Annotated in this window: 24 protein-coding genes and 1 tRNA gene; 14 read left to right on the plus strand and 11 right to left on the minus strand. The window is 73.1% G+C overall.

All coding sequences use genetic code 11. The features are described 5' to 3' along the window. Window positions 1–15 precede the first annotated feature (15 nt). Both ACFQQI_RS17805 and ACFQQI_RS17810 read left to right on the plus strand, forming a co-directional pair. A tRNA-Sec gene (locus ACFQQI_RS17805) sits at window positions 16–110 on the plus strand. A 36-nt stretch (window positions 111–146) separates the two neighbouring features. After that, window positions 147–1,319, plus strand: coding sequence for a glycoside hydrolase family 26 protein (locus ACFQQI_RS17810; protein ID WP_378566470.1), 1,173 nt, complete (start codon window positions 147–149; stop codon window positions 1,317–1,319). Window positions 1,320–1,322: 3 nt separating this feature from the next. On the opposite strand, the gene ACFQQI_RS17815 is transcribed toward ACFQQI_RS17810, so the two are convergent. From ACFQQI_RS17815 to ACFQQI_RS17830, 4 genes are read right to left on the minus strand one after another with little or no spacing between them, the layout of a single operon-like run. Further along, the gene (locus ACFQQI_RS17815) at window positions 1,323–1,730 is read right to left on the minus strand and encodes an ATP-binding protein (protein WP_378566473.1); all 408 of its coding nucleotides are present in this window, start codon (window positions 1,728–1,730) and stop codon (window positions 1,323–1,325) included. Beyond that, window positions 1,720–2,052, minus strand: a complete 333-nt coding sequence (locus ACFQQI_RS17820; RefSeq protein WP_378566476.1) for an STAS domain-containing protein — start codon at window positions 2,050–2,052, stop codon at window positions 1,720–1,722. Before ACFQQI_RS17820 ends, ACFQQI_RS17815 begins: the two co-directional genes overlap by 11 nt. An 8-nt stretch (window positions 2,053–2,060) precedes the next feature. Next, a complete protein-coding gene (locus ACFQQI_RS17825; protein WP_378566479.1) occupies window positions 2,061–4,106 on the minus strand; it encodes a glycosyltransferase family 2 protein in 2,046 nt (681 codons plus the stop codon). Further along, window positions 4,103–5,275 carry a PP2C family protein-serine/threonine phosphatase gene (locus tag ACFQQI_RS17830; protein WP_378566482.1) on the minus strand — a complete coding sequence of 391 codons (1,173 nt, stop codon included), beginning with the start codon at window positions 5,273–5,275 and terminating at the stop codon, window positions 4,103–4,105. Before ACFQQI_RS17830 ends, ACFQQI_RS17825 begins: the two co-directional genes overlap by 4 nt. Window positions 5,276–5,435: 160 nt before the next feature. On the opposite strand from ACFQQI_RS17830, the gene selA reads away from it, so the two are divergent. Both selA and selB read left to right on the plus strand, forming a co-directional pair. Further along, window positions 5,436–6,734, plus strand: coding sequence for an L-seryl-tRNA(Sec) selenium transferase (gene selA, locus ACFQQI_RS17835; RefSeq protein WP_378566485.1), 1,299 nt, complete (start codon window positions 5,436–5,438; stop codon window positions 6,732–6,734). Beyond that, window positions 6,734–8,413: a selenocysteine-specific translation elongation factor gene (selB, locus tag ACFQQI_RS17840; protein WP_378566488.1), complete on the plus strand. Its 1,680-nt coding sequence runs from the start codon at window positions 6,734–6,736 to the stop codon at window positions 8,411–8,413. The genes selA and selB overlap by 1 nt, the downstream gene beginning before the upstream one ends. Here selB and ACFQQI_RS17845 read toward each other — a convergent pair whose 3' ends face one another. Beyond that, window positions 8,414–8,560, minus strand: coding sequence for a hypothetical protein (locus ACFQQI_RS17845; RefSeq protein WP_378566491.1), 147 nt, complete (start codon window positions 8,558–8,560; stop codon window positions 8,414–8,416). It lies immediately after the preceding gene. A 92-nt stretch (window positions 8,561–8,652) separates the two neighbouring features. Between ACFQQI_RS17845 and ACFQQI_RS17850 the strand changes: the two genes are divergently transcribed. The 6 genes from ACFQQI_RS17850 (at window position 8,653) to ACFQQI_RS17875 (ending at window position 15,388) form a co-directional block, all read left to right on the plus strand. Further along, on the plus strand, window positions 8,653–9,288 hold the full coding sequence (locus ACFQQI_RS17850) for a hypothetical protein (RefSeq protein WP_378566494.1): 636 nt from the start codon (window positions 8,653–8,655) through the stop codon (window positions 9,286–9,288). Between the two features lie 242 nt (window positions 9,289–9,530). Further along, window positions 9,531–10,034, plus strand: a complete 504-nt coding sequence (locus ACFQQI_RS17855; protein WP_378566497.1) for a 2Fe-2S iron-sulfur cluster-binding protein — start codon at window positions 9,531–9,533, stop codon at window positions 10,032–10,034. Further along, window positions 10,031–11,032, plus strand: a complete 1,002-nt coding sequence (locus ACFQQI_RS17860) for an FAD binding domain-containing protein (protein WP_378566500.1) — start codon at window positions 10,031–10,033, stop codon at window positions 11,030–11,032. The genes ACFQQI_RS17855 and ACFQQI_RS17860 overlap by 4 nt, the downstream gene beginning before the upstream one ends. Next, entirely contained in the window at window positions 11,029–13,149 is a 2,121-nt protein-coding gene (locus ACFQQI_RS17865; protein WP_378566503.1) for a xanthine dehydrogenase family protein molybdopterin-binding subunit, read from the plus strand. The genes ACFQQI_RS17860 and ACFQQI_RS17865 overlap by 4 nt, the downstream gene beginning before the upstream one ends. A 188-nt stretch (window positions 13,150–13,337) precedes the next feature. Further along, on the plus strand, window positions 13,338–15,062 hold the full coding sequence (locus ACFQQI_RS17870; RefSeq protein WP_378566506.1) for a thiamine pyrophosphate-dependent enzyme: 1,725 nt from the start codon (window positions 13,338–13,340) through the stop codon (window positions 15,060–15,062). Window positions 15,063–15,115: 53 nt separating this feature from the next. Continuing rightward, complete coding sequence (locus ACFQQI_RS17875) at window positions 15,116–15,388, plus strand: hypothetical protein (RefSeq protein ID WP_378566509.1); 273 nt, start codon at window positions 15,116–15,118, stop codon at window positions 15,386–15,388. Here ACFQQI_RS17875 and ACFQQI_RS17880 read toward each other — a convergent pair. From ACFQQI_RS17880 to ACFQQI_RS17895, 4 genes are all read right to left on the minus strand, one after another. Next, window positions 15,369–16,052, minus strand: coding sequence for an HAD family hydrolase (locus tag ACFQQI_RS17880; protein WP_378566512.1), 684 nt, complete (start codon window positions 16,050–16,052; stop codon window positions 15,369–15,371). The genes ACFQQI_RS17875 and ACFQQI_RS17880 overlap by 20 nt on opposite strands. Before the next feature lie 114 nt (window positions 16,053–16,166). Then, a complete protein-coding gene (locus tag ACFQQI_RS17885; RefSeq protein ID WP_378566515.1) occupies window positions 16,167–17,147 on the minus strand; it encodes an LLM class F420-dependent oxidoreductase in 981 nt (326 codons plus the stop codon). Continuing rightward, window positions 17,144–17,869, minus strand: coding sequence for a GAF domain-containing protein (locus ACFQQI_RS17890; protein WP_378566518.1), 726 nt, complete (start codon window positions 17,867–17,869; stop codon window positions 17,144–17,146). The genes ACFQQI_RS17885 and ACFQQI_RS17890 overlap by 4 nt, the downstream gene beginning before the upstream one ends. Beyond that, entirely contained in the window at window positions 17,866–18,687 is an 822-nt protein-coding gene (locus ACFQQI_RS17895) for a sigma-70 family RNA polymerase sigma factor (protein ID WP_378566521.1), read from the minus strand. Before ACFQQI_RS17895 ends, ACFQQI_RS17890 begins: the two co-directional genes overlap by 4 nt. 273 nt (window positions 18,688–18,960) lie before the next feature. On the opposite strand from ACFQQI_RS17895, the gene ACFQQI_RS17900 reads away from it, so the two are divergent. From ACFQQI_RS17900 to ACFQQI_RS17910, 3 genes are all read left to right on the plus strand, one after another. Continuing rightward, window positions 18,961–20,142 (plus strand): zinc-dependent alcohol dehydrogenase, encoded by a 1,182-nt coding sequence (locus tag ACFQQI_RS17900; protein ID WP_378566524.1) that lies wholly within the window; start codon window positions 18,961–18,963, stop codon window positions 20,140–20,142. A gap of 52 nt (window positions 20,143–20,194) precedes the next feature. Next, the gene (locus ACFQQI_RS17905) at window positions 20,195–21,928 is read left to right on the plus strand and encodes a SpoIIE family protein phosphatase (RefSeq protein ID WP_378566527.1); all 1,734 of its coding nucleotides are present in this window, start codon (window positions 20,195–20,197) and stop codon (window positions 21,926–21,928) included. A 61-nt stretch (window positions 21,929–21,989) separates the two neighbouring features. Beyond that, window positions 21,990–22,436, plus strand: coding sequence for an SRPBCC family protein (locus ACFQQI_RS17910; RefSeq protein ID WP_378566530.1), 447 nt, complete (start codon window positions 21,990–21,992; stop codon window positions 22,434–22,436). 17 nt (window positions 22,437–22,453) lie between these two features. Here ACFQQI_RS17910 and ACFQQI_RS17915 read toward each other — a convergent pair whose 3' ends face one another. Next, window positions 22,454–23,539 (minus strand): YihY/virulence factor BrkB family protein, encoded by a 1,086-nt coding sequence (locus ACFQQI_RS17915; protein WP_378566533.1) that lies wholly within the window; start codon window positions 23,537–23,539, stop codon window positions 22,454–22,456. Window positions 23,540–23,663: 124 nt separating this feature from the next. Between ACFQQI_RS17915 and ACFQQI_RS17920 the strand changes: the two genes are divergently transcribed. Then, window positions 23,664–23,879: a hypothetical protein gene (locus tag ACFQQI_RS17920; protein WP_378566536.1), complete on the plus strand. Its 216-nt coding sequence runs from the start codon at window positions 23,664–23,666 to the stop codon at window positions 23,877–23,879. 35 nt (window positions 23,880–23,914) lie between these two features. On the opposite strand, the gene ACFQQI_RS17925 is transcribed toward ACFQQI_RS17920, so the two are convergent. Next, entirely contained in the window at window positions 23,915–25,807 is a 1,893-nt protein-coding gene (locus ACFQQI_RS17925) for a SpoIIE family protein phosphatase (RefSeq protein ID WP_378566539.1), read from the minus strand. Between the last annotated feature and the right edge of the window lie 123 nt (window positions 25,808–25,930).

Consider the following 25,930-nt stretch of genomic DNA (forward strand, 5'->3'; position numbering starts at 1 on the left):
GCTAGGTTGTTACACGGAGGCGTACCTCGTCTGGTGACGGGCGCGGTCCTCAAAACCGTAGTGGCCGGCCACGCCGGCCAGGCGGGTTCGATTCCCGTCCGCCTCCGCCACCATCCCTCCGGGCCGGCCTCGCTAGTGTGGGGTGCGTGCGCCGGGCTCGGGAGGCAAGCGTGATGGCGGCGGTCGCCGCCGTCGTCCTGAGCGCCTGCTCGACCCCGCTGTCCGCGCCGGACGGGAAGCCCGCCCCGGAGTCCGCGCCGACGCCCACGCCGTGCGGCTCGACGCCTCCTCGGCCCGCGGACGGGAAGGTCTGGTTCGGCGCGTCGCTGGACGGCTCCGTCGACACCCCGCAGGCGTACGCCGAGCGGGTCGGCCAAACGCCCGCCGTGCTCGTGCAGTTCGCCGGCCTGCCGATGACCTCGCGGGAGCGGACCTGGGTCGACCAGGCGATCGACAACGCGCAGCAGGTGGGCACCGTCCTGCTGCTGACCCTCGAGCCGACGCAGGGGCTGCGCGCGGTCACCACCCCGGTGGTCGACGACCTCGTCGAGCAGGTGCAGGCCGCGCAGGACCGTGGCGTGCCGGTGATCGTCCGGTTCGCCCACGAGATGAACGGCAGCTGGTACGCCTGGGGACAGCAACCGGAGGAGTACGTCGCGACCTTCCGCCGGGTCGCCGACGCCGTCCACGCGGGCGCCCCGGGCGCGGCGATGCTGTGGGCGCCCAACGAGGGGACGGAGTACCCCTTCGCGGGCGGCAGGTACACCGTCGGACCGGGCACCCCTGAAGCCGACCGGCTCGACACCGACGGCGACGGCGAGGTCGCGGAGGGCGACGACCCGTACGCGCCGTACTGGCCCGGACCGAGCTACGTCGACTGGGTCGGGATGACCATCTACCACTGGGGACGCAGCTTCCCGTGGGGTGCCAACGAGCGGCCCGAGCCCGGTAAGTTCGCCGGCATCCTGCGCGGGACCTACACCACGGGGGCGAAGGTGCCCGACTTCTACCAGGAGTACGGCGTGGACCAGGGCCTGCCGGTCGCCGTCACCGAGACGTCCGCGCTCTACAACCCGAGCCGGCCCGGCGGGGCCGACAACCTGGCGATCAAGCGGGCGTGGTGGGAGCAGGTCTTCGCCGACTCGATCCAGCGCGAGCTGCCCGAGGTGAAGATGATCAACTGGTTCGAGTGGGACAAGTTCGAGCAGCAGACCCTCAGCCGGATCGACTGGACGGCGACGAAGCGCCCCAAGGTCCGGGCGCCGTTCGTGGCCGCGCTGCCCGACTGGCTCGCGTTCGGCGGCGAGCGGATGTGCTGACCGTCAGGAGCTGAAGCGGCGCATCAGGCGCCAGTGGTTGCCGTGCTCGGAGCGGTCCAGCTCCATGCCGTCGAGGATCGCCTCGGCGATCGCCAGCCCGCGGCCGCCCTCGGCCTCCTCGCCCGGCATCACCGCACGCTCGGTCGGCGCGGTCGCGACGCTGGTGTCGTCGAGCTCGGCCTCGATCGCCCCGGGCCGGACCCGGACGGTCAGCCGCCACTCGACCCGCCCGGCGGGACGGCCGTGCTCGACGACGTTGTTCGCGATCTCGACCAGGGCGGTCTCGAAGAGCATCAGGTCCGTCGGCGGGATCTCGGGGTGCTCGGCCCGCGCCTCCTCGAGCAGGTCGTGGACCCGGCCGATCTCCGCGGGGACGGCGAGCCCTTCGAAGACGTAGCCCTCACCAGCCATGGGCCGCGGCCTCGACCGTCTCGAACGGGACCAGGATCCGGTTGAGGTTGGTCAGCGCCAGCACCGCCTGCACCTGCTCGCCGGCGGCGGCGATGCGTACGTCGCCCGACGCCTGCCGGGCAGACTTGAGCGCGCCGATGAGGGCGCCCAGGCCGGAGGAGTCGATGAAGTCGACGCCCGACAGGTCCACCACGATCCGGGGCCTTCCCGCCGCCACCAGCGCGTCGATGCGCGTCTTCGCCGACGGCGCGCTGACGAGGTTGAACTTCCCGCTGGGCATCAGGACGACGTACCGGTCGGTCACGTGCTCCGCGATCTCCATGCGTCTGCCTACTCCTTCTGTGATTCGGGATCCGGGACCTCATCTGGCTGAGGTGCCCGGTAGAGCGCCGCCCGGATGATGACGCTCATGACGACGAGGTCGTAGACGACCCACACGGTGTTGACGCCGACGCCGAGGGTGGTCACGGGCTCGGCGAGGGTGATCCGGTCCGCGCCGGGGACGAACAGCAGCAGCATGCCCGAGATCACCGCCAGGACCAGCGCGACCATGAAGGCCAGCTGCGGCCAGATCAGCCGCACGGGGAAGCGGGCGGCCGCGCTGGGTCGCCGCTTCTCCGTCACCGCGAAGGTCAGCGGCCGGTCGAACCACACGTTGGCCGCGGCCGTCACGGTCGCCTTGATCCAGACCGGGAACAGGGCGAGCGTGTACTGCTGCCCACGCCACGTCTTCACGCCGTACCCGATCAGGCAGAACATCAGCTGGTTGAGCAGGAAGTAGGGCACGAAGAAGGCGAGGAACGTGCTGCCCCACGCCTGGACGGGCAGCGCGCCGGTCGTCAGGTAGACGATCGGCGCGATGAGGAACGCGAGCGCCGCGAAGCCGGAGAGGTAGCTCCACATCGTCGCGAAGTAGCTCACCCGCTGCCCGAACTTCAGGCCCGGGAGCGTGAGCGGGTTCTTCCGCAGCAGCACCTGCATCGTGCCCTGCGCCCACCGGAGCCGCTGGGTGAGCATCGTCCGCAGGTCCTCGGGCGCCAGGCCCTTGGCGAGGATCTCGTGGTGGTAGACCGACTTCCAGCCCAGCGAGTGCAGCATCATGCACGTCTCCATGTCCTCGGTGACCGAGGTGGAGGAGACGGGCATGATCGGGATCGCCTCGCTACTGCGGTCGACGTCGACGGCCTTCAGCAGGGCCGCGACCTGCCCGATCGCGCCGAGCGGGGACCAGTCCTGGGCGGCGAGGCGGTCGAGCGCGCCCTCGTCCATCGCGAGCAGCGGGCTCCCCGCCTGGTCGGCGGGGGAGGGCTCGGAGAGGTCGATGCCGAGCTCGGCGAGGTCGGCCGCGATGAGCGCCAGGTCGCTCGCGACGACCGAGCGGCTCGCCTCCTCGACGGCGCGCTGGAAGTCCCAGCTGATGGCCTGCACGGGCTCGCCGGTCTTCAGCCGACGGACCGCGTCGTCGGCGGCCACGCGCAGGTCGCTGACGGCGAGGGCCGTCACCGGGTCGGAGGCGGCGAGCGGCGACCGCTCCGCCTTGACCAGGATCTTGCGGGCCGCGACGAGCGCCTGACCCACCACGCGCTCGGTCTCGCGGACGTAGCCGACGATCCCCAGCTGCATCAGCGCCTCGCGCCGCAGCACCGCGTTGGAGCCGCAGAAGAACGCGGCGTTCCAGCCGTCCTTGCCCTGCTGGACGGGTCCGTAGAACAGCGGCGCCTGGCTGCCGAGCGGGTCGGCCTCGGTGACGTTGCTGAACCACTGCGGCGTCTGCACCAGGGCGACCTCGGGATCCTCGAACCAGCCCAGGACCCGATCCAGGATCTCGGGCTCGGGGATCTGGTCCGCGTCCAGGATCAGCAGGAACTCGCCCGTCGTCTGGAACAGCGCGTTGTTGAGGTTGCCGGCCTTGGCGTGCCGCGCCTTGCCCTGCCAGTCGGATGATCGCGTGATGTAGCCGATGCCGATCTCGCGGGCGGCCGCCTCCATCTCCGGGCGGGCGCCGTCGTCGAGGATCCAGGTCTCGTGCGGCCAGGTGATCGCCTTCGCCGCACGGGCGGTGACCGCGACCAGGTCGACGTCCTCGTTGTACGTCGTGATGAAGACGTCCACGGTGGCGTCGGGCGGTGGCGCCGGCGCCGGTCCGCGCACCTTCAGGCGCCAGACGGTGATCGAGAAGAGATAGCCGTCGATGAGCGCGTAGGTCTCGGCGATCACGAGCGGCACCGCGATCCACCAGTAGGTCCAGTTCACCGACCAGACCCACCGCCAGGTGATGTACCACGTGCCGGCCAGCAGGCTGAGGACCGCGACGACCCGAATGACGGTGAGCCGCGCGTGGCCGGTCTGCTGTGCCTCCGCTGTCGGCTCGCTCACGAGGCGGCTCCGTCACGACGTACGACGACCGCGGTGAGGTCGTCGGTCGCGCCGTGGGTCGTGGCGTACCGGAGGATCCTGCTCACCATGTCGGCCGCGGAGCCGCCACGGGCGGCGATGCGCTGGAAGGCGGCCAGTGCCTCGTCCACGGAGCCGAGGACGTCGTAGACGCCGTCGCTGACGATCGCGAGGACCTCGTCGTCGCCGATCGTGTCGGTGCCCACCTCCCAGTCGTCGAGCGCCGGCAGCCCGAGAGGCAGATGCTGCTGCGCGAGCCGCCGGGATCCGCGGGGTGACGCGATCGCGGCCAGCCCGTGACCGGCGTCGACGTACGAGAGCGCCCCGTCGGCCGGGTCGACCCGGCCCGCCCAGAGCGTGACGAAGGCGTTGTTGCTCGTCAGGCTCGCCTCGGTGGTCTCCCAGGTGCGGCGGATGGCCTCGTCGAGGCTCACGTAGCGCGAGTGGGTGCGCAGCACCGCGCGCACCTCTGACGCGAGCAAGGCGGACGGCAGCCCCTTGCCCATCACGTCGGCGAGCGCCACCTGCACGGTCTGATGCGCCTGCCCGTCGCCGGGGACCGGGGTCTGCCAGTCGAAGAAGTCGCCGCCCGCCTCGCTGGCCTGCTGCACCCGGCCCGCCATCTCGAGGCCGGCGACGGCCGGTGGCGCCGCCGGGAGCAGGCGGCTCTGCACCTCGCCGGCGTGCTGCATCTCCGCATCCATCGCGAGCTCGCGCTCGAGCACGGCGCCCAGGTCGGCGAGCATCTCCTGCTGCATCCTCCCGAGCTCGCGCGGCACCCTGTCGAGGATGCACAGCGCGCCGACCAGCTGCCCGCTCGGAGCCTTGAGCGGTACGCCGGCGTAGAACCGCAGCTGCGGCGGACCGGCGACGATCGGGAAGCCCGCGAACCGCTCGTCGGCGCGCAGGTCGGGCACCTCGAGGATGTCTGCCCGCTCGACGGTGTGGCGGCAGACCGACTCCCCGAGCGGACCGGAGCCCACCGACACTCCGACGGCGGACACGGTGTGCTGGTCGTGCTGCCCGATCAGGTTGATGGCGGCCACCGGCGCGCCGAAGATGGCCTGGGCGAGCCGGATCACCCGGTCGTAGCGCTCACCACCGGCGCCAGCATCCGCGAGGGCGTCGGCCTCCTGTGCCGGGGTGCTCACGGCTGGTCCTGCTTGGCTGACGACACGACTGCGCTCTCGCCTCCCGACACGACGATTTCCTCCACATCATGTCTCAGCGCGCCAGACCCAAACCACGGGGCCGTTCTGGGAGCGCAGCGATAGCGTGACGAGCGGAGGCGACCGGAGCGCAGGAGGCCACGTGCAGGAGGATCCCCGACGTCGTACGCCGCGCACCGACGCGGTCCTCGCCGATCCTCGCGTCGTGGAGGCGGAGCGAAGCCTCGGTCGCGAGCGCGTGAAGTCGGCGGTGGTGGCGGCGCTGGAGTCGTGCCGCGCCGGCGAGATCTCGCCGGCGGACGTCGTGCCGTCGGTGCTCCGAAGCCTGCCGGGCGCGGCGACGACCCTGCGGCGCGTCGTCAACGCGACCGGAGTCGTCGTTCACACCAACCTGGGCCGGGCGCCGCTGTCCGCGGCCGCGGTCGAGGCCGTCGCGCTCGCCGCAGGGGCGACCGACGTCGAGATGGACCTCGAGACCGGGCTGCGCGGGCCGCGCGGCGCGGGCGCCCTGGCGGCGCTCGCCGCGGCGGTCCCGGACGCCGGGGGGGTGCACGTCGTCAACAATGGCGCTGCCGCGCTGTCCCTGGTCGCGTGCGCCCTCGCCCAGGGGCACGAGGTCGTGATCGCGCGCGGCGAGCTGGTCGAGATCGGCGACGGGTTCCGCATCCCGGCGCTGCTGGAGTCGATGGGCGTGCGGCTGCGCGAGGTCGGCACGACGAACCGGGTGCGGCTCGCCGACTACGAGGACGCCGTCGGCGCGGACACGGCGTTCGTGCTGAAGGTGCACCCGTCGAACTTCCGGGTCGAGGGCTTCACGTCGTCGGTCTCCGTGGCCGACCTGTCCGGGCTCGACGTACCGCTCGTCGTGGACATCGGGTCGGGGCTGCTGGCGCCGCACCCGCGACTGCCCGACGAGCCCGACGCGGCCTCGGTGCTGCGAGCCGGCGCCGACCTGGTGACGGCGTCGGGGGACAAGCTGCTGGGCGGCCCGCAGTGCGGGCTGCTGCTGGGCGAGGCCGGGCTCGTGCAGCGGCTGCGGAGGCATCCCTTCGCGCGGGCGCTGCGCGTCGACAAGCTGACGCTCGCCGCGCTCGAGGCGACGCTCACCGGGCCGGTCCCTCCGGTGCCGGCAGCGCTCGCGGCCCGGCCCGAGGAGCTGCTGGCGCGCGCGTCGCGCCTGGCGAAGGAGATCGGCGATCCCGCCTCGGCGGTCGCCTCCGAGGGGCGCGTGGGCGGCGGGGGCGCGCCCGGCGTACCCCTGCCGAGCGCTGCCGTGGCGCTCCCGCCGGCGCTGGTCGGGCCGCTGCGGCAGGGGGATCCGGCCGTGGTCGGGCACGTCCACGACGACCGGCTGCACCTCGACCTGCTGACCGTGCCCGAGGAGCTCGACCAGGTGCTGGTCGAGGCGGTGCGCCGGGTGCTCGGCGAGCCGGGGACCTGATGCACGTGGTCGCCACCGCCGGGCACGTCGACCACGGCAAATCGACACTGGTCCGGGCCCTCACCGGGCAGGACCCCGACCGGCTGGCCGAGGAGAAGCGACGCGGGCTCACGATCGAGCTCGGCTACTGCTGGACGGCCCTGCCCGAGGTGGGCGAGGTCGCCTTCGTCGACGTGCCCGGGCACGAGCGCTTCGTCACCACGATGCTCGCCGGCGTGGGGCCGGTGCCGGTCGCGATGCTGGTCGTCGCGGCCGACGACCCTTGGATGCCGCAGGCCGCCGAGCACCTCGCGGCCCTGGACGCCCTCGGCGTCACGCACGGCGTGCTCGTCGTGACCCGCGCCGACGTGGCCGACCCCGGGTCCGCCCTGGCGCGGGCTCGGGCCGAGGTCGACGCGACGTCGCTGCGCGGGATGCCCGCAGTCGTGGTGAGCGGCCGCACGGGGGCCGGCCTGGACGACCTGCGCGCCACGCTCGACTCGGTCCTGGCGGCGGTGCCGGCGCCCGACCCGGACGCCGACGTGCGGCTGTGGGTCGACCGCCGCTTCCACGTGCGCGGCGCCGGGACCGTCGTGACCGGCACCCTGCCCGCCGGCACCGTCTCGGTCGGCGACGTGCTCGCAGGCGACGACGGCGAGGTCCGCGTGCGCGGGATCGAGTCGCTCGGCACACCCCGGCCGTCGGTGGCCGGCGTCGCCCGGGTCGCGCTCGACCTCGGCGGCCGGGCCCCGGAGTCCGTGGGCCGGGGGAGCGCCCTGGTCACGCCGGGCGCCTTCGAGCCGACCACGCTCGTCGACGTACGCCTCCCCGGGCCGGACCGGCTGCCCGCGCATCCCGTGCTCCACGTCGGGTCGGCACACCTCGGCACCCGCGCGCACCTGCTCGCGCCGGGCATCGCCCGGCTCCGGCTGGAGCGCCCGCTGCCGCTCCGGTACGCCGACCGCGCGGTGCTCCGCGACCCCGGCAGCCGTCAGGTGTGGGGCGTCCGGGTGCTCGACCCGGCCCCGCCCCGCCGACGCCGCGACATCGCCAAGCACGACGGGACACCCGATGCAGAGCTCCGGCTGCGCGGGGTCGCGCGCCGCTCGCAGCTGGTGCGGCTCGGGGCGCCGCTGGAGCCGCTGCCGTCCGGGACGGTCGCAGTGGGGGACTGGCTGGTGGCGGGCGCGCTGGCCGACGACCTGCGTCGACGGCTCGGGTCGCTCGTGGGTGACGAACCTGTCGCGCCGGCGGCCGCCGCCCACGCGCTTCGCCTGCCCGACCCCGCGATCGTCACCGCGCTCGTGGCGGAGCCGCTACGGCTCGAGGACGGACGGATCGTGCGACCGGGTGCGCTGCCGGCCCCCTTGCTCGAGGCGGCGGAGGCGCTGCGCGCGGAGCTCTCCGGGTTCGTCGCGCCCGACGCCGGACGGCTCGACGAGCTCGGCCTGGACGCGGCGGCGCTGGCCGTGCTCCACAAGGCCGGCCACCTGCTCCGGGTGGACGACCGGGTCGTGCTGCTCCCGGGCGCGGACGACCGGGCCGTGGAGGTGCTCGCAGGACTGCCGCAGCCCTTCACGACGAGTGAGGCCCGCCAGGCCTGGGGGACGAGTCGTCGGGTCGCGCTGCCGCTGCTGGCCCACCTGGACCGCAGCGGACGGACCCTACGGCTCCCGGACGACCGGCGCCGGCTGCGCTGATCAGCCGGGCGGGGTGTGGTCACTCTCGGGCCCGGACGGCGCCGCCACGAGCGGCGGCGCGGTGAACTCGGTCGCCCCCGTGGCGAGCTCGTCCACCGAGATCTCCAGGTCCTTCTCGACCGATGCGCAGATCGGGGTTTCTTCCATGCTCAGCGCCGTACCCGCTCACGACATGCCCACACGTGAGGGCCCTCTCATCACTCGCCGGGGCGTGTCACGTCATGGGCTAGCCTGCGCTCGTGGACGGCCGGCGGCTCATCCTGGGCGACTGGACGCCGCTTGTCCGCGACGGCATCGACGTGCTGCGCCTGGGCCTCGTGCTCGCCACCGTCGCCGCACTCGTCGCGGGAGACGTGGGCGGCGCCCTGGCGCTCGGGTTCGCGACCGCGTTCGCCCTGCTGGCGCGGGTGATCAACCTGCCGCGCGCGTACGACTTCGGCTTCGTCCTCGTGCTGACGCTGCACGCCGCGGGTGAGGCCCTCGGCTGGTACGACTCGCTGGGGTGGTTCGACCGGGTCGTCCACGTCGTGCTGCCGTTCCTCGTCGCCCCCGTGCTCTACATCGGGCTCGCGAGGCTCGAGGTCCTGCCCGACCCGCGCGACGGCGCCAGCGCCCGGCACTACCTCGGCATGGCGATCGTCGCCTTCTGCCTGGGGATGGCCGTCGGCGGGCTGTGGGAGATCGTCGAGTTCGTGTCCGACGGCACGCTCGACACCGAGCTGTCGGAGGGCAACTCGGACACCGTCGGCGACCTCGTCGCCGACGCCATCGGCTCCCTCCTCGGTGCCCTCCTCCTCGTCGCCTGGGCCGTCTGGGGCTGGGGATCCGTCCGCCGCATCACCGGCGTCAACACCTACGAGGAGACGGACGCCTGACGCGTCCCCTCGTTCGCTGGTACCGAGCCCTGGGCCGGCGACCGGACCGACTGCTTCGGCGCTGCGGCCGTGGGTACCGGCCGGCATGACCACCACACCACAGGAACCCCTTCCGGAGCCCGAGGTCGTGCCCAGCGGGGACCCCGAGCCGATCGACCCGGGCGACCCGCCCACGGAACCGGAGCCGACGTCCTCGAGCTGAGCGACTGCGTGGCCCGTGAGGGTGTGGGTACCTCGCCCCCATGGACGCCACCATCCACCTGACCGTCGACGGCACCGACCGGCCAGTCGAGGTCGACACCAGGACGACCCTGCTCGACGCGCTCCGCGAGCGGCTCGGCGTGACCTCGCCGAAGAAGGGCTGCGACCACGGCCAGTGCGGGTCGTGCACGGTGCTGCTCGACGGCCGCCGGCACCTCACCTGCCTGGCCCTCGCCGTCGCGTACGACGGCGCCGAGATCGTGACGGCCGATGGACTCGGTGGCGGCGAGCTGCACCCGGTGCAGCAGGCGTTCCTCGACCACGACGGCTACCAGTGCGGCTACTGCACGCCGGGCCAGGTGTGCGCTGCGGTCGGCGTGCTCGACGAGGTGAAGCAGGGCCACCCGAGCCGCGCGACGGAGGACCTCGAGGCCGACGTGGAGCTCACCGACGACGAGATCCGCGAGCGGATGAGCGGCAACCTGTGCCGCTGCGGTGCCTATCCCGGCATCCTCGCCGCGGTGCGCCAGGCGGCGCAGGCATGAGGGCGCTCGAGTACGTCCGGCCGGCGACGCCGGCCGAGGCGGTCGTGGCCGTGGGGGCGCGGAGCGAGGCGCGGTTCCTGGGCGGCGGCACCAACCTGGTCGACCACCTCAAGCTCGGCGTCGCCGCACCCGAGGTGCTGGTCGACGTCACAGGGCTTCCGCTCGACGAGGTCGAGCCCTACGACGATGGCCGCGGCACGGGCCTGCGGATCGGGGCCAACGTCCGCAACAGCGACCTCGCCGCCCACCCGGTGGTGCGCTCCCGCCTGCCCGCGATCAGCCGAGCGCTCCTCTCCGGAGCCTCGGGCCAGATCCGCAACCAGGCGACGACGGGCGGCAACCTGCTGCAGCGCACCCGCTGCGTCTACTTCCAGGACGTCACCACCCCGTGCAACAAACGCGACCCGGGCAGCGGCTGCTCCGCGATCGACGGCTACGGCCGGTACAACGCGATCCTCGGGGCCGGCCCCGCCTGCGTCGCGACGCACCCCTCCGACCTGGCGGTCGCGCTCGCGGCCCTCGACGCCACGGTCATCGTCCTGGGCGCCGACGGGGAGCGGCGCATCCCGTTCGAGGAGCTGCACCGGCTCCCCGGCGACGACCCGTCGACGGAGACCACGCTCGGGCACGAGGAGCTGGTGATGGCCGTCGAGGTCCCGACGAGCGAGGCCGCGCGCCGCTCCGCCTACCGCAAGGTGCGCGACCGGGCGTCCTTCGCCTTCGCGCTCGTCTCGGTGGCGGCCGGGCTGCACCTGACCCGCGGCATCGTCGACGACGTCCGCATCGCCTGGGGCGGCGTCGCCCACAAGCCCTGGCGCGCCCGCCGCGCCGAGGCCGCGCTGATCGGGCGTGCGCTCACCGAGGAGGCAGTGCGGGCGGCCGTCGACGTCGAGCTCCGCACCGCCGAGACGAACGACGACACGGCGTACAAGGTGCCGATGCTGCGCAACACCACCGCCCTCACGCTCCTGCAGCTCGCCGAGGAGGAGATCGCGTGACCGTCGAGCAGCAGACCACCCCGCTCCGCGTCCGCAGCGTCGGCCGCCACCTCGATCGCGTCGACGGCGTCGAGAAGGTGACCGGACGCGCGGCGTACGCCGTCGAGCACGGCGAGCCCGAGGGCGTGCGGGACCCGCTCCACGTCTGGCTCGTGCAGTCGACCGTCGCGAAGGGCCGGGTCGTCGACGTCGACGCGCGAGCCGCGCTGGACCACCCGGGCGTGGTGAGCGTGGTCGACCACACGAACGCGCCGCGCCTCGAGGACACCGACAACGCCGAGCTGGCGATCCTCCAGGACCCTGCGGTGCACTTCCGCGGGCAGGTCGTCGCCCTCGTGCTGGCCGAGACGCCCGAGACGGCCCGCGAGGGAGCCGCGCTCGTCGAGGTCGCCTTCGAGGAGGAGCCCCACGAGGCCGAGCTCCGTGAGGACAACGCGACCTACGAGCCGGACTCGGTGAACCCCGACATGGAGACCGACACAGACGAGGGTGACGTCGACGCGGCGATCGCCGACGCGGCCGTGGTGGTCGAGCAGACCTACCGCACGGCCTATGAGCACAACAACCCGCTCGAGCCGCACGCGACCACCGCGTGGTGGGCCGAGGAGGACGGCCGCGAGGTGCTGTCCATGTTCGACTCCAGCCAGGGCGTGCACGGCGTCGTGCAGGCCTTGGCGCCGATGCTCGGCCTCGAGCCGGAGCAGGTGCGGGTGCGCGCGCCGTACGTCGGTGGCGGCTTCGGCAGCAAGGGCGAGGCGCACGCCCACGTGATGGCCGCGGCGCTCGCGGCGCGCACGACCGGCGGCCGGCCCGTGCGGCTCGCGGTCACCCGGCAGCAGATGTTCGCGCTCACGGGCTACCGCACCGCCACGATCTCGCGCCTGCGGCTCGGCGCCGACGCCGACGGACGGCTGACCGCGATCGAGCACCGGGTGCAGGAGCAGACCTCGACCCTCAAGGACTACGCCGAGCAGACCGCGTCGCCCACGCGGATGATGTACGCCGCACCCAACCGGCGCACCAGCCACCGGCTCGCCCGCCTCGACGTCGCCGTGCCGTCGTGGATGCGCGCGCCCGGGGAGATGCCGGGCATGTACGCCCACGAGGTCGGGATGGACGAGCTCGCCGTCGCGTGCGGGGTGGACCCGATCGAGCTGCGGATCCGCAACGAGCCGGAGGTCGACCCGGAGACCGGCAAGCCCTTCAACAACAGGCGCCTGCCCGACTGCCTGCGCCGCGGCGCCGAGAGGTTCGGCTGGGCGTCGCGTCCTGCCGAGCCGCGGGCGACGCAGGACGGTGAGTGGTGGGTCGGCACGGGTGTCGCGTCGGCGACGTACCCGGCCATGCGGATGCCCGGCAACGCTGCGCGGGTGCGCTCCCTCGACGGGGGCCGGTACGCCGTCGCGATCGGCAGCGTGGACATCGGGACGGGCGCCCGGACGGTGCTGACCCAGATCGCAGCCGACGCCCTCGATGTCGAGCCGGGCGACATCGACCTGCAGATCGCCGACACCCGCCTGCCGCCGGCCTCGGTGGCTGGTGGCTCGAGCGGCACGAGCTCCTGGGGCAGCGCGATCGTCGCCGCGGCGCAGCGGTTCCGCGCCGACCACGGCGACGACCCCGACCCGGGAGTGGAGACCACGGCGTCGGCCGCGACCGGGCCGGAAGCGGAGGCGTACGCCTTCCATTCCTTCGGCGCGGTCTTCGCGGAGGCGCGCGTCCACCGCTGGACCGGCGAGATCCGGGTGCCGCGGCTGCTCGGGGTGTACTCCGTCGGGCGGGTGGTGAACCCGACCACCGCGCGCTCGCAGCTCGTCGGCGGGCTCGTGATGGGCCTGTCCGCCGGGCTCTTCGAGGAGTCGTGGCGAGATCCGCGGTTCGGTCACGTGGTCACCCAGGACCTCGCGACCTACCACGTCGCCTCGCACGCCGACGTGCTGGACGTCGACGCGGAGTGGCTGGAGGAGGCCGACGAGGCCTTCACCCCCATGGGTTCGCGCGGTATCGGCGAGATCGGCATCGTCGGCACCTCGGCGGCGGTCGCCAACGCGACCTACCACGCCACCGGTGTGCGGGTGCGCTCGATCCCGATCACCGCCGACAGGTTCCTGGGCTGATCGACCAGCCGAGCGCTGGACGGCGAGGGCGACGGCTGGTCCTGCTCCTGCCTGTTGGTGGGATCGCCCTCCAGCCACGTGATGACCAGGAAGACCACCAGGACGACGATGATCCCGCCCACGGCCACCAGACCGACGAGACGGGCGAGCTGCGACGTACACGGCCTGCGGATGGGTACCTGCCGGGCATGCCGACCGTTGCCGCGCTGCTCGTCGATGCCCTCGCCGACCACGGCGTCACCCAGGTCTGGGGCGTCGTCGGTGACGCGCTCAACCCGGTGACCGACGCGATCCACCGGCACGACCGCGTCGAGTGGGTCGGCGTGCGGCACGAGGAGGCCGGCGCGTTCGCGGCGGGCGCGCAGGCCCAGCTCACCGGCCGCCTCGGGGTCTGCATGGGCACCGTCGGGCCGGGTTCGATCCACCTCCTCAACGGCCTGTACGACGCGAAGAAGTCGCACGCACCGGTGCTCGCGATCTGCGGCCAGGTGCCGCGGGCCGAGATCGGCAGCGACTTCTTCCAGGAGGTCGACAACGACGTGCTGTTCGCCGACGTCGCGGTCTACCGGGCGACCGTCAGCAGTCCGGAGCAGCTCCCGCAGGTGATCGAGGCCGCGGGCAACGCGGCGCTGCAGGAGCGCGGCGTCGCCGTGATCACACTCCCGGGCGACGTGGGCGGGCTCGACGTACCGAAGGACACCGCGGTGCCGCGGTTCGTCACCGACCGCCCCGCGGTGCCGCCGGAGGGCGAGGCGGTCTCCCGGGCGGCCGTGGCGATCAACCAGGCCGACCGGGTGGCGATGCTCGTCGGTGCCGGAGCGCGGCACGCGCGCCGGGAGGTGTTGAGCGTCGCCGAGCGGCTCCGGGCGCCGATGGTCCTGACGCTCAAGGGCAAGGAGGGCCTCGAGGCGGACAACCACTACGAGGTCGGCCAGTCCGGCCTGCTCGGCAACCGTGCGAGCGCGGTGGCGTTCGACGGCTGCGACCTGCTGCTGATGGTCGGCACCGACTTCCCCTACAAGGAGTTCTATCCCGACGGGAAGGTCGTGGTGCAGGTCGACGCCGACGGCGAGCACATCGGTCGCCGGCACCCCGTCGACCACGCGATCGTCGGCGACTCCCGCGTCTCGCTCGCGGCGCTGCTGCCGCTGCTGCGTCAGAAGGACGACACGGCGCTGCTCGACAAGGCGCGCTCGTCGTACGCCGACTGGCGCGAGCGGCAGCGGCACCTGACCGATCCCGACTACGAGCGCAAGCCGCGCGGGGTGCTTCGCCGGAAGGTCGACAATCCCCACGACCGGGTGCGCCCCGAGCTCCTGGCGGCCGCGGTGGACCGGCACGCGGCCGACGACGCCGTGTTCACCGTCGACACCGGGATGGCGACGACCTGGCTGGCGCGGTTCGTGCGGATGCGGGGCGGGCGACAGCTGCTCGGCTCCTTCAACCTCGGCTCCATGGCCAACGCGATGCCACAGGCGCTCGGCGCCCAGGCGCTCGACCGCAGCCGGCAGGTCGTCGCGTGTTGCGGCGACGGCGGCCTCACCATGCTGCTCGGCGACCTGCTGACCGCCGTCGCGCAGGACCTGCCGGTGAAGCTGGTCGTCTTCGACAACGGCAGTCTCGGCATGGTGCGGCTGGAGATGGAGCAGGTCGGCTTCGCGGCGTACGGCACCGACCTGGCCAACCCCGACCTCGCGAAGGTCGCCGAGGCCATCGGCATGAAGGGGATCCGGGTCGAGGACCCACATGCCGTGGAGGGTGCCGTGCTCGAGGCGTTCGCCCACGACGGCCCCGTGCTCCTCGACGTGCTCACGAACCCCGACGAGATCGCGATTCCGCCGAAGCCCACGCTGGAGCAGGGTTGGGGCTTCGCGATCGCGAAGTCGAAGGAGTTCCTCGAGTCGTCCTCCTGACCGACTGGTGCGACGGCGCACTTCGGGTACAGCATGGTTGGGAGGGTGGGGTGATGTGCACGATCACGTGGGAACCGACGCAGCGACGGCTCCGGCTGGCGGGTGCCTGCACCGAGGGTGACCGGGCGGCGCTGGAGGACGCGCTCGCGGAGGTCGCCGACGCGGGGCCGGTGCTCATCGTCGACCTCACGGCGGTCGACTCCCTGGCCCCGGCCGCCGCCGAGGCCATCGTCGCCACCTGTGGTCACTCTCGCGGGTGCCGGGTCAGCGTGCTGCGCAGGCACAGCAGCGACGTGGACCGGGTGCTCAGGGACCTGGGGGTCTGACGGCCGAGAGGTGGGCCGGCCAGTCCAGCTCGAGCAGGTCCTGCGGCACGTCGGCCACCCTCGTCGCGCCGGCCTCGATGAGCTCCGCCCGGCTGACGCCGCCGGAGCGGAGCGCGATGCACCCGAGCCCGGCGCGGGCTGCCGACTCGACGTCGTAGACCGTGTCACCCACGAGCACCGCCTGCTGGACGCCCTGCAGCCGGGAGAGGGTCTGCTCGAGCAGGTCCGGGTCCGGCTTCGACTCGTCGACGTCCTCGGACGTCGTCAACAGGTCGATCTCGTCGCCGATGCCGAGCAGGTCGACGGCCTCCCGGGAGAACTCCGGGTCGCCCGACGACGCCAGGGCCACCCGGTAGCCCTCCGCGTGCAGCCGGGAGACCAGCTCGCGGGCGCCCGGCAGCGGGCGGACCTCCTCGCGCAGCTCGGCGTACTCCTCCCGCCATGCGTCGCGCACCCGGTCGCCCGACCGCTCCTCGGTCGCCTGTCCGGCGACGTGGGCGACGAGCCGGTCCCCGCCCATCCCGATCGCCCGGTGGATCCGCCACAGCGGCAGGGCGACGTCGTGGCGGGCGAACGCCCGGTGCCAGGCCAGGGCGTGGTGGTACGTCGAGTCGACGAGCGTGCCGTCGATGTCGAGGAGCACGGCGGCGGAGGAGGGGGCCATGGCCGCATCGGTACCCGCGGTGGGGGCGGCATGTGCCCGGAAGCGGGGGGTACCGGCCGGCCCGAGGACCGCTGAGCCCCTACGGCTCGTCCACGAACCTCACCGGGCAGACGGTCACGCGGCCCGCAGTCGCTCCAGCAGCGGCCCGGCGGCCTCTGCCAGGAAGCGGTCCTGGCCCTCGTCGCCGATCTGCACGATCGCGACGTCGGTGAAGCCCGCGTCGACGTACGCCGTGATCGCCTCGGCCGCCTTGTCGAGGTCCGGACCGCACGGGATCGCGTCCGCGACGTCCTCGGGCCGGACGAACTGGGTGGCGCCCGCGAAGCCGGCCGGAGTGGGCAGGTCCGCGTTGACCTGCCAGCCGCCCACGAACCAGCGGAACTGCTCATGGGCGCGCTTGACGGCCGTGTCCACGTCCGGGTCCCAGCAGATCGGGATCTGGCCGATCGCGCGGGCGCCGTCACCGATCCGGCGCGCACCGTCGACGGCGTTCCAGCCGGACACCAGCGACTCGTCGGGCTGCACGCCGATCAGGTGGTCGCCGAGCGCCGCGAACGCCTCGATGGCACGGTCCCCGGCGACCGCGACGCCGATCTCGACGCCCTCGTCGGGCACGTCCCAGATCCGCGCCGAGTCGACCTGGAAGTACTCGCCGCGATGGTCGACGAGCTCGCCGGTGTGCAGCGCCCGGATGATCCCGACCGCCTCACGGAGCATGTCCTGGCGGTCCTGGATGGCAGGCCAGCCCTCGCCGACCACGTGCTCGTTCAGGTTCTCGCCGGTGCCGAGCCCGAGCGTGAACCGCCCCTCGGCCAGGATCTGCAGGGTCGCGGCCTTCTGGGCGACGACGGCCGGGTGGTAGCGCAGGGTCGGGCACGTCACGTAGGTCATCAACCCGACCCGGGACGTCACCTGGGCCACGGCGCCCAAGGTGGTCCACGCGTACGGCGCATGTCCCTGTTCCGTCAGCCACGGCGAGTAGTGGTCGCTCATCACCTCGAAGTCGAAGCCGACCTCCTCGGCCGCGGCGGCGTACCGGACCAGCTCGCGCGGCCCGCTCTGCTCGGTCATCAACGTGTATCCGAAGCCCGTCATGGGGCGTCGGTACCCACCGCCAGCGGATCGTTGTCATCGAGCGGCAGGTCGCGCATGTCCAGCACTCGCGCGGCCACGTCGCGCAGCTTGGTGTTGGTGTCGTTGGAGTAGCGGTGCAGCACCTCGAAGGCGCGCTCGTAGGAGATGCCGTACTTGACCGCCAGCACGCCCTGCGCGATGCCGATGGCGTGCCGCGACTCGAGCGCGCTCTGGAGCCCGGTGACGAGCCGGGCCTTGCTTGCGGCGTGCGTGGCGTGGGCGGCGAAGATCAGCGCCACGTCGACGGCCTCGTCGTCGAACCCGCCGGGGGTGCGGGAGTAGAGGTTCAGTGCGCCCAGCGTCTCGCGCTCCGTGTGCAGGCGGACGGCCAGGGCGGAGCCCACGCCCAGCTCGGATGCCTGCGCGGCCCACCGGGGCCACCGTGGGTCCGTGCTGACGTCGGACACGACGACGTTGCCGCGGTCGAAGGCCGCGTCGAGGCACGGACCCTCGCCGACGGCGTACTGGACGGCGTCGATCGCCGCCACGTTGTCGTCGGTGGCGGCGACCGTCTCGGCGCGACCCCGGCGCTTGCGCAGGGTCACGCTGGCCGCGTCGCAGCCCGGGATGACCTCGACGGCCCGGCGCACCAGGATGTCGAACGTGACGTCCTCACGGGTCTCGGCCGTGAGAGCCGTGCTGAGCTCGGCGAACCGCTCGGCGAGCCGTCGATCGTCGGTCACTCCTGTTCGAGCTCCTCGCGCAGGTCGCCGAGGATGCGGGACAGCAGCCGCGACACCTGCATCTGGGTCACGCCGAGGTCCTCGCCGATCTCGGCCTGGGTGAGGTCCTCGAAGAAGCGCAGGTAGAGGATCCGCCGGTCCCGCTCGGAGAGGCGGCGGACGACGGGCTCCAGCATCAGCCGGGCGTTGCTGGCGTCGTGGTCGTCGTCGGTGTCGGGGAGCAGGTCGCCCAGCGTCGCGGTGTCGGCGCCGACGGGCAGGTCGAGCGACGCCGGCTGGAAGCAGCCCAGCGCGGCCATGGCTTCGCCGTACTCCTCGGTCGTGATGCCGAGGTCCTCCGCGACCTCGGCGTCCGTGGGCTCGCGGCCCAGCCGCTGCTCGAGCTCGCGGACCGCGGCGTGGGCGTGACTCTGCACCTCCTGGATCCGGCGCGGCGGACGGACGGTCCAGCCGTGGTCGCGGAAGTAGCGCTGCAGCTCGCCGCGGATGGTCGGCACGGCGAAGGTCAGCAGGTCGTTGCGGAGCGTGGGGTCGAAGCGGGTCACCGCCTTGGTCAGGCCCTCGAAGGCGACCTGGTTGAGGTCCTCCTGGGGGAGGCCTCGCTGCCGGTAGCGCCGGGCCACGGCCTCGGCGACACCGCGGTTGATCAGCACCACCCGGGCACGTAGGTCGTCGGCCTCGTCGGGGTCGTGCGTCTCGTGGGCCGCCCGCAGGAGGGCCGCCGTCTGCTCACCTCGTTCGGCCCGGGTGAGGCCGCAGTCACCCGAACGGGCCTGGGCATCGGACAGGGGGGTCAGCAGTGCGGAAGTTCGTGCCATGGGGGCGACTCCATCTCCTTCGGATGGGGTGGCCTTGCCGGCTTCTTCAGCAAGGTCGTGCCTACGTCCGGACGCATCAGCGACGCTACCGGGGAGGCAATGGATCACAAGTCGTGCGGCGTGTCGCACTCTCGGGGTTGTGTGCCCGTTGAACGGCTCCTACCCTGCGCCCTCCCCTCGAAACCCGATCTCACCCGGAGGGGTCGAATCCCGGTGGCCCTCGTGGGTACCAGTCGGCATCCGAGCCCGGACTACGTGATGGAGGTGGATGCCGTGAGGGCGGTGACGTGGCAGGGCCGACAGGACATGCGGGTCGAGGAGGTCCCGGATCCGATCATCAAGGAGCCCACGGACGCCATCGTGCGCATCACGAGCACGGGCCTGTGCGGCTCCGACCTGCACCTGTACGACCCGCTCACGCCCTTCATGACGCCCGGGGACGTCGTCGGGCACGAGCCGATGGGCGTCATCGAGGAGGTCGGCGCCGGAGTCCGCGACCGTCGACCCGGTGATCGTGTCGTCGTGCCGTTCAACGTGAGCTGCGGGTCGTGCTGGATGTGCGTGCGCAACCTGTACAGCCAGTGCGAGACCACGCAGAACCGCGAGCACGGCACGGGTGCCAGCCTCTTCGGCTACAGCAAGCTCTACGGCCAGGTCCCCGGTGGCCAGGCCGAGCTCCTGAGGGTGCCGTTCGCCGACTTCCTGCCGGTACCGGTGCCCGAGGGGCCGCCGGACGAGCGCTTCCTCTATCTCTCCGACGTGCTGCCGACGGCGTGGCAGGCCGTCGAGTACGCCGCGGTGCCCGGCGGCGGCACGCTGCTCGTGCTGGGCGCGGGACCGATCGGCGACATGGCGGCACGGATCGCCCTCGACCGCGCAGTGCGGGTCATCGTGGTCGACCGGGTGCCCGAGCGGCTCCAGCGCGTCGCGGCGCGCGGCGCCGAGACGATCGACCTGGACGGCGCCGACGACGTACCCGGGCAGGTGCGCGAGCTCACCGGGGGCCGCGGTTCTGACAGCGTCATCGACGCCGTCGGCATGGAGGCGCACGGCTCTCCCGTCGCCGAGACCGCTCAGAAGGCGCTCGGGCTGCTGCCCAGGAAGATCGCGGGCGCGGTGATGACCCGCGCCGGCATGGACCGGCTGGCCGCGCTCTACCTGGCCATCGAGGCGGTCCGCCGAGGCGGCACCATCTCGATCTCCGGCGTGTACGGCGGCGCCGCTGACCCGTTGCCGCTGATGCAGCTCTTCGACAAGCAGGTGCAGCTGCGGATGGGCCAGGCGAACGTCCGCGCGTGGACGGATGACATCCTCAGGGTGCTGAACCAGGACGAGGACCGGCTCGGGGTGGAGTCGTTCGCGACGCATCGGCTGCCGCTCGAGGAGGCGCCCGCGGCGTACGCAAGGTTCCGCGACAAGGTTGATGGCATGGTGAAGGTCGTCTTCCAACCCTGACCCGAGTGCGGGCAGGGTCAACACGGGGACGGCGCATGCAGGAGGCACGGGGATGGACGAGCAACAACGGCTGGAGACGCTGGCGGCTGCCTTCGACCAGGTGCCCGTGCTGCTGGTGATCACCGAGGGCGACGACGAGCGGCTGCTCGCCGTCAACGCCTGCGGGCGCTCGGCGCTCGGCGACCCCTTGCTCGGCGAGTCCGTGGCGGGATGGGCGCTCGACGTGCCGGGGTACGACGTCACCCTCGCGCCCCTGTACCGCGAGCATGCGGCGCCGGCCGTCGTCGGCATCGGGGTGACCCCGGGCGCCGCAGATCCTCGACCGCTGGCCGACGCGGACCTCGTCCTCCAGCTCCACGACGCGCTGCTGCCCAAGTCGCTTCCGGTGGCGCAGGGCGCCGAGGTGTCCGCGCGCTACCTCCTCGCGGACGACCGGGCCGGTGGCGACTGGTTCGACGGAGCCACCCTGGACGACGGTCGCGTCGCGGTCTCCGTCGGAGACGTCGTCGGGCACGGCGTGGAGGCCACCGCGGTGATGACCGAGCTGCGCACGGTCTTCGACGACCGGATCCGCGACGGGGGCGAGCTCGAGGCGGCGTTCGCCGCCTTGGAGCGACGGGCACGGAGGATGCCGGAGTCCCGGGTCGCCACGCTGTGCGCGGCGGTCCTCGACCCGGCGACGGGCGAGCTGAGGTACTGCACGGCGGGACATCCACCGCCGGTGGTCGTCGACCGCGAGGGACACGCGTCGTTCCTGGTCGCGTCGGGAGCCGGTCCGCTCGGTACGGGCGGCGACGGCTTCCCCGTCGCGACCCACCGGCTCGAGCCGGGCGACGTCGTCCTCCTCTACAGCGACGGCCTCGTCGAGCGGCCGGGGCGCACGCCGGTGCAGAGCACGGTGGAGCTGCTGCGGGTCGCTACGGACGCCGTCCGGGAGTCCGAGCCGGAGCGACCGGCGGCGAACGAGCAGACGGTCGACCGGTTGTGCCGGCGCGTTCTCGAGGTGCTGACCCGCCGGACCGGCTTCAGCGACGACATCGCCGTGCTGGCTCTGCAGCGGGTCCACGCCGTGGCGCCGCTGCGGCTCGAGCTGCCCGCGATTCCCGACAGCGCCCGCGTCGCGCGTGTCGAGCTCGGCCGGTGGCTGGAGCGCCTCCACGTCGGTGCGCTGGACGAGCTGTCGGTGCGGCACGCCGTGGGCGAGCTCGTGGCCAACGCGCTCGAGCACGCGTACTCCGACCCGGGGGTGCACGACCAGGTGCGGATCGCCGTCGAGCTGCGGGCCGACGGCGTCCTCGAGGCGGAGGTCGCCGACGACGGCCGCTGGCGCGAGTGGGACGAGACGCCGCTCGACCGGGGCCGCGGCCTGGCGATGGTGCGCGGCTTCGCCGACGACTTCGCGCTCGAGCGCGGCGATGGCGGCACGCGTGCCCTGGTGCGACACCGGCTCACGCGGCCGGCCGTCCTGCTCCGCGGGGTCCAGGCCGACACGAGCGCCGGCCCGGCCGGGCAGGAGTTCACCCTGGACGTCGAGGGCACCCGGCTGCGCCCGGCGGGCAACCTCGGGCGGGAGGGCGCCGCCGAGCTCCGGCGGGCGCTGGACCGGAGCTCGCAGGGCGGGACCCGTCCCGTCGAGGTCGACCTCGCCGACGTCAGCCTGCTCGGCAGCGCCGGCGTCCAGGTGCTCGTCGAGGCGCGCGCCGGGGGAGAGGTGCGGCTGATCGCCCCGGTGGGGTCGGCGGCGCAGCACGTGCTCGAGCTGGTCAAGGTCCCGTACGACCCCTGAGCCGTCGGGATGCACTCGCGGCCTGCGGGTACCCGAGGCCATGGCGGTGAATGAACGCACGATGGGAGCGACCGCGGACGCGGTCTGGGACGTGCTCGCGGACGGCTGGCTCTACCCGCTCTGGGTGGTCGGCGCGTCGCGGATGCGGGAGGTCGATGACCACTGGCCGGCCGTCGGGTCGTGCCTGCACCACTCCGTGGGGACCTGGCCGCTGCTCGTCGACGACCTCACGGAGGTCGTCGAGTCGACGCCCGGCCTGTCCCTGAAGCTGCACGCCAAGGCCCGGCCCACCGGCACGGCGATGGTGTCGATCCGGCTCGAGCCGCTGGGGGCGGAGACCCGCGTGGTCCTGGAGGAGGACGCCGTCGAGGGCCCCGGAGCGCTGGTGCCGAAGCCACTGCGCGAGGTCGGGCTCCGGTGGCGCAACGTCGAGAGCCTGCGGCGGCTGGCGTACGTCGTGGAGCGTCGTCGGTCCCCGGAGCGGCAGATCCGCGACGGAGCCCCGTGATCGCCTGACGCGGCCGGTCAGGCGTCGTCCCCGCGGGAGGCTCGCAGCCGGCGAGCACGCTCGACGTCCTCCCGAGCCTTGCGGGCGGCCTTGTCGCTCTTGCGGGTGTCGCGGGCGGGGAGCTGGATGACCTCCTCCGCCGGCATGCCGGCCTGGAGCTCGCGTCCGCGCTCCAGCTCGGCGTCCAGCTCGGCGCCGAAGAGCAGCGCCAGGTTGTTGATCCACAGCCACAGCAGGAAGACCACGACACCGGCGAGCGAGCCGTAGGTGCGGTTGTAGCTGGAGAAGTTCGCGACGTAGAAGCCGAAGAGGGCGGAGGCCACCACCCACGTCAGGATGGCCACCAGGGCGCCGACGCTCACCCACCGGAACCGCGGCTGCTTCACGTTGGGCGTCGCGTAGTAGAGCAGAGCCACGATGAGGACGACGAAGGCGAGCATCACCGGCCACTTCGCGATGTTCCAGACCAGCACGGCGGTGTCGCCGAGGCCGACCGCGTCGCCCACCGCCTGGGCGGCGGGACCGGTCAGCACCAGGCTCAGTGCGACCAGGGCGGTCAGGAGGACGGTGATCAGCGTGACCAGCAGCATCGCCGGGCGCAGCTTCCAGATCGGCCGGCCCTCGGGCACCTCGTAGATGCGGTTCATGCCGCGCCCGAACGCCCCGACGTACCCGGACGCCGACCACAGCGCGATCGCGAGGCCGACCAGCAGGCCGATGCCCGCGTTCTGCGCGGCGCTGAGCTCGGTCAGCGTGGGCTCGAGGGTGTCGGCGACGCCGCCGGCTCCGACGTCCCGGAGGATCTGCAGCAACGTGTCGACGGTCTCGTCGCCCTGGCCGACCAGCCCGACGAGCGACAGCAGCGCGATCGCGGCCGGGAAGAGCGCGAGGATGGAGTAGTAGGTCAGCGCGGCGGCCAGGTCGGTGCACTCGTCGTCGGAGAACTCCCGGATCGTCTTGCGCAGCACGTAGCGCTTCGACGGCCCCGTGAGGTCCGTCGGCGAGTCCGGCTTGCGCGGGTCGTCGGGGTGCGGGGCTTCCGCGGTCGTGGTCGTGGTCTCGTCGGTGTCGACGTCCGTGTGCTTGCCGCCCATCGCCCTCATCTCCCTCTCGTGGCCTCGTGACGACAGTGCCCGCCCGGGCGGCGGCCATGCGGCTGGTGCCGTTGCATGTGGGCGCGACCCCGGGGTACCGCACCGGCGAGTCTCTTCCAGGAGGTGGCGTGTGATGCCCGGCAAGTCGTCGAACGTGAAGAACGAGAAGCAGTACGAGGCCCTCAAGGACAAGGGCATGTCGAAGGAGCGCGCCGCGAAGATCGCCAACGCGGAGGACGCCTCCAAGCACGGCGGCCAGCAGTCCGGCAAGGGTGGCGACAGCAGGCAGGGCGGCACGACGGCCCAGAAGAAGGAGGCCGGTCGGAAGGGCGGCAGGGCGAGCCACTGAACGAGGCCGACGGCCTCCTGCCGGTCGGCGCGGGGTCAGGGGTGCCCGTCGTCGGACAGGCTCGCCTGGTGCGGCAGCTCGACGAGGTCGAGCACGTGCTGCGCGACCGATCCGACGGGTGCCAGGAGGGTGACGCTCCCGTGGTCGGTGGTGATGGCCTCGTGGAGCACACGCACCGCCGCGCTGCCGAGGTGGGTGACGCCGGCGAGGTCGAGCGTCACCGACGCACGGGCAGCCGTGAGCTGGTCGAGACGACGGTGGAGCTCGTCGGCCTCAGGCGCGAGAACCGGGCCGCGCAGCGTGAGATGGCCCGCCTCCTCGCGGAGCACGAAGGGCGGGTCGGACCACTGGCGGAGTGGGACGGCCGGCGCGGCGCCGGTCACGAGGATCGCGGGGCGGCGTAACCGGTAGGTCCCGGTCACCACCGTGCCGTCGTCCGTGGCGTGGACCTCGAGGGAGTCCAGGAACGTGCGGACCATCTGCAGTCCACGGCTCTCCGGACCAGGCCCCTCCTGCCAGGTCCCCCCATCGGCGATCCGCAGGTGGACGGCGCCGTCGTCGGCGTGGGAGAGGTCTACGGTGGCCTGACCGGGCTTGGGGTCGTCGGCGTAGGCGTGCTCGACGGTGTTGGTGACCAGCTCGTTGACGGCGTGGGCGAGCGCGAGCCTGTCGTCGGCGGTGACGTCCATGTCCTCGAGCCACTCGGCGAGGCGATGCCGAGCCTCGGAGGGAGCAGTGCGGACGGCGTCGAGCACCATGTGCAGTGGCTCGCGTGGCGGGGTCAGCTCCGCTGCGAGGAGGGTGATGTCGTCGCCGTAGCCCGTGTCGCCGATCATCAGGTCCAGCATCACCTCACAGACCCGCTCCGGAGTCCGGCGAGGGGCGCCGTGTGCGAGCACGGTGCCCGCGACGACCTGGGTGACGGCGTCGGCGAGCTCGACCGTGCTGGCGGCCGGGGTCCGTCCCGGTCGCTCGAGGAGGCCGTCGGTGTAGAGCACGAGCAGGGTGTCGGCGGTGTCGAGCCGGAGCTGCCGGGTCGGGAACACCCCGGTCGTGGCCAGGGGCCCGGCACCGCTCGGGGACAGGAAGCTGGCGGCGCCGCCCGCGAGCACCAGGGGAGGGGGGTGACCGGCCGTGCAGTACTGGCCGGTCCCCGTGACCGGGTCCAGCTCGACGACGCATAGAGTCGCGTGGCGCGCACCGGGCACGACGCGGGCGAAGCGGTCGACATCGCTCATCGCGTCCGCGAGCGGGGCCGGGCTGGTCAGTCGCTCGTGGCAGACCGCGCGGAGCTGTCCCATTACCGCAGAGGCGGTCGTGCCGTGGCCGACGACGTCACCGACGACGAGGGCGATCCTGCCGTCGGGGCGGAGGACCGCGTCGAACCAGTCACCACCGGCGGCCGAGTCCTCCGCCGCCAGCAGGTAGCGGGCGGCGATGTCGAGGCGCGGGAGGACGGGCAGGGCCAACGGCAGGTGCGCCTCCTGCACGACCCGAGCCACCAGGCGGGCCTCGGCGAGGTGCTGCGTGGCCGCGTCTCGATCCTGCTCCGCCGTGAGGCGTGCCCGGACCTTCGTCGTCACGTCCCGGCCTTCCCCCACGACCCCGACAATGTCGCCCTCCGCAGATCGCAACGGCGTGACGGAGAGGTCGAGGTACAGCTCTCGCGAGTCGCCATCGGGAGCCCGGTAGTGGGTGTGCCACTCGCCCAGCACGAAGGACTCGCCGGTGCGGTAGCAGTGCTCGTAGGCCTCGTAGATCTGCTGACCCGCGAGCTCCGGGTAGGCCTGCCGAAGAGGCACGCCCAGTGGTCGCTCGCCGAGCAGCGCCCGGGCGCGCTCGTTCACCGCCGCCAGACGCAGCTCGGGGCCCTCGACGACGAGCATGATCTGCGAGCTCTGGTCGAAGCTGGCCGCCTTCGTGGCCATGAGGTGCCCCTCACCCGCCCGTTCGGCTGCTGCCATCGGGGCCGACCACCCTTCTCTCCCAGGGCGGCGCATCGCGCCCGCACACTCCCGAGTGCAGCATGGGCCGACCGCCGTGTCCATAGC

The sequence above is a fragment of the Nocardioides sp. GCM10030259 genome, assembly GCF_042666375.1.
Lineage (GTDB): Bacteria > Actinomycetota > Actinomycetes > Propionibacteriales > Nocardioidaceae > Nocardioides.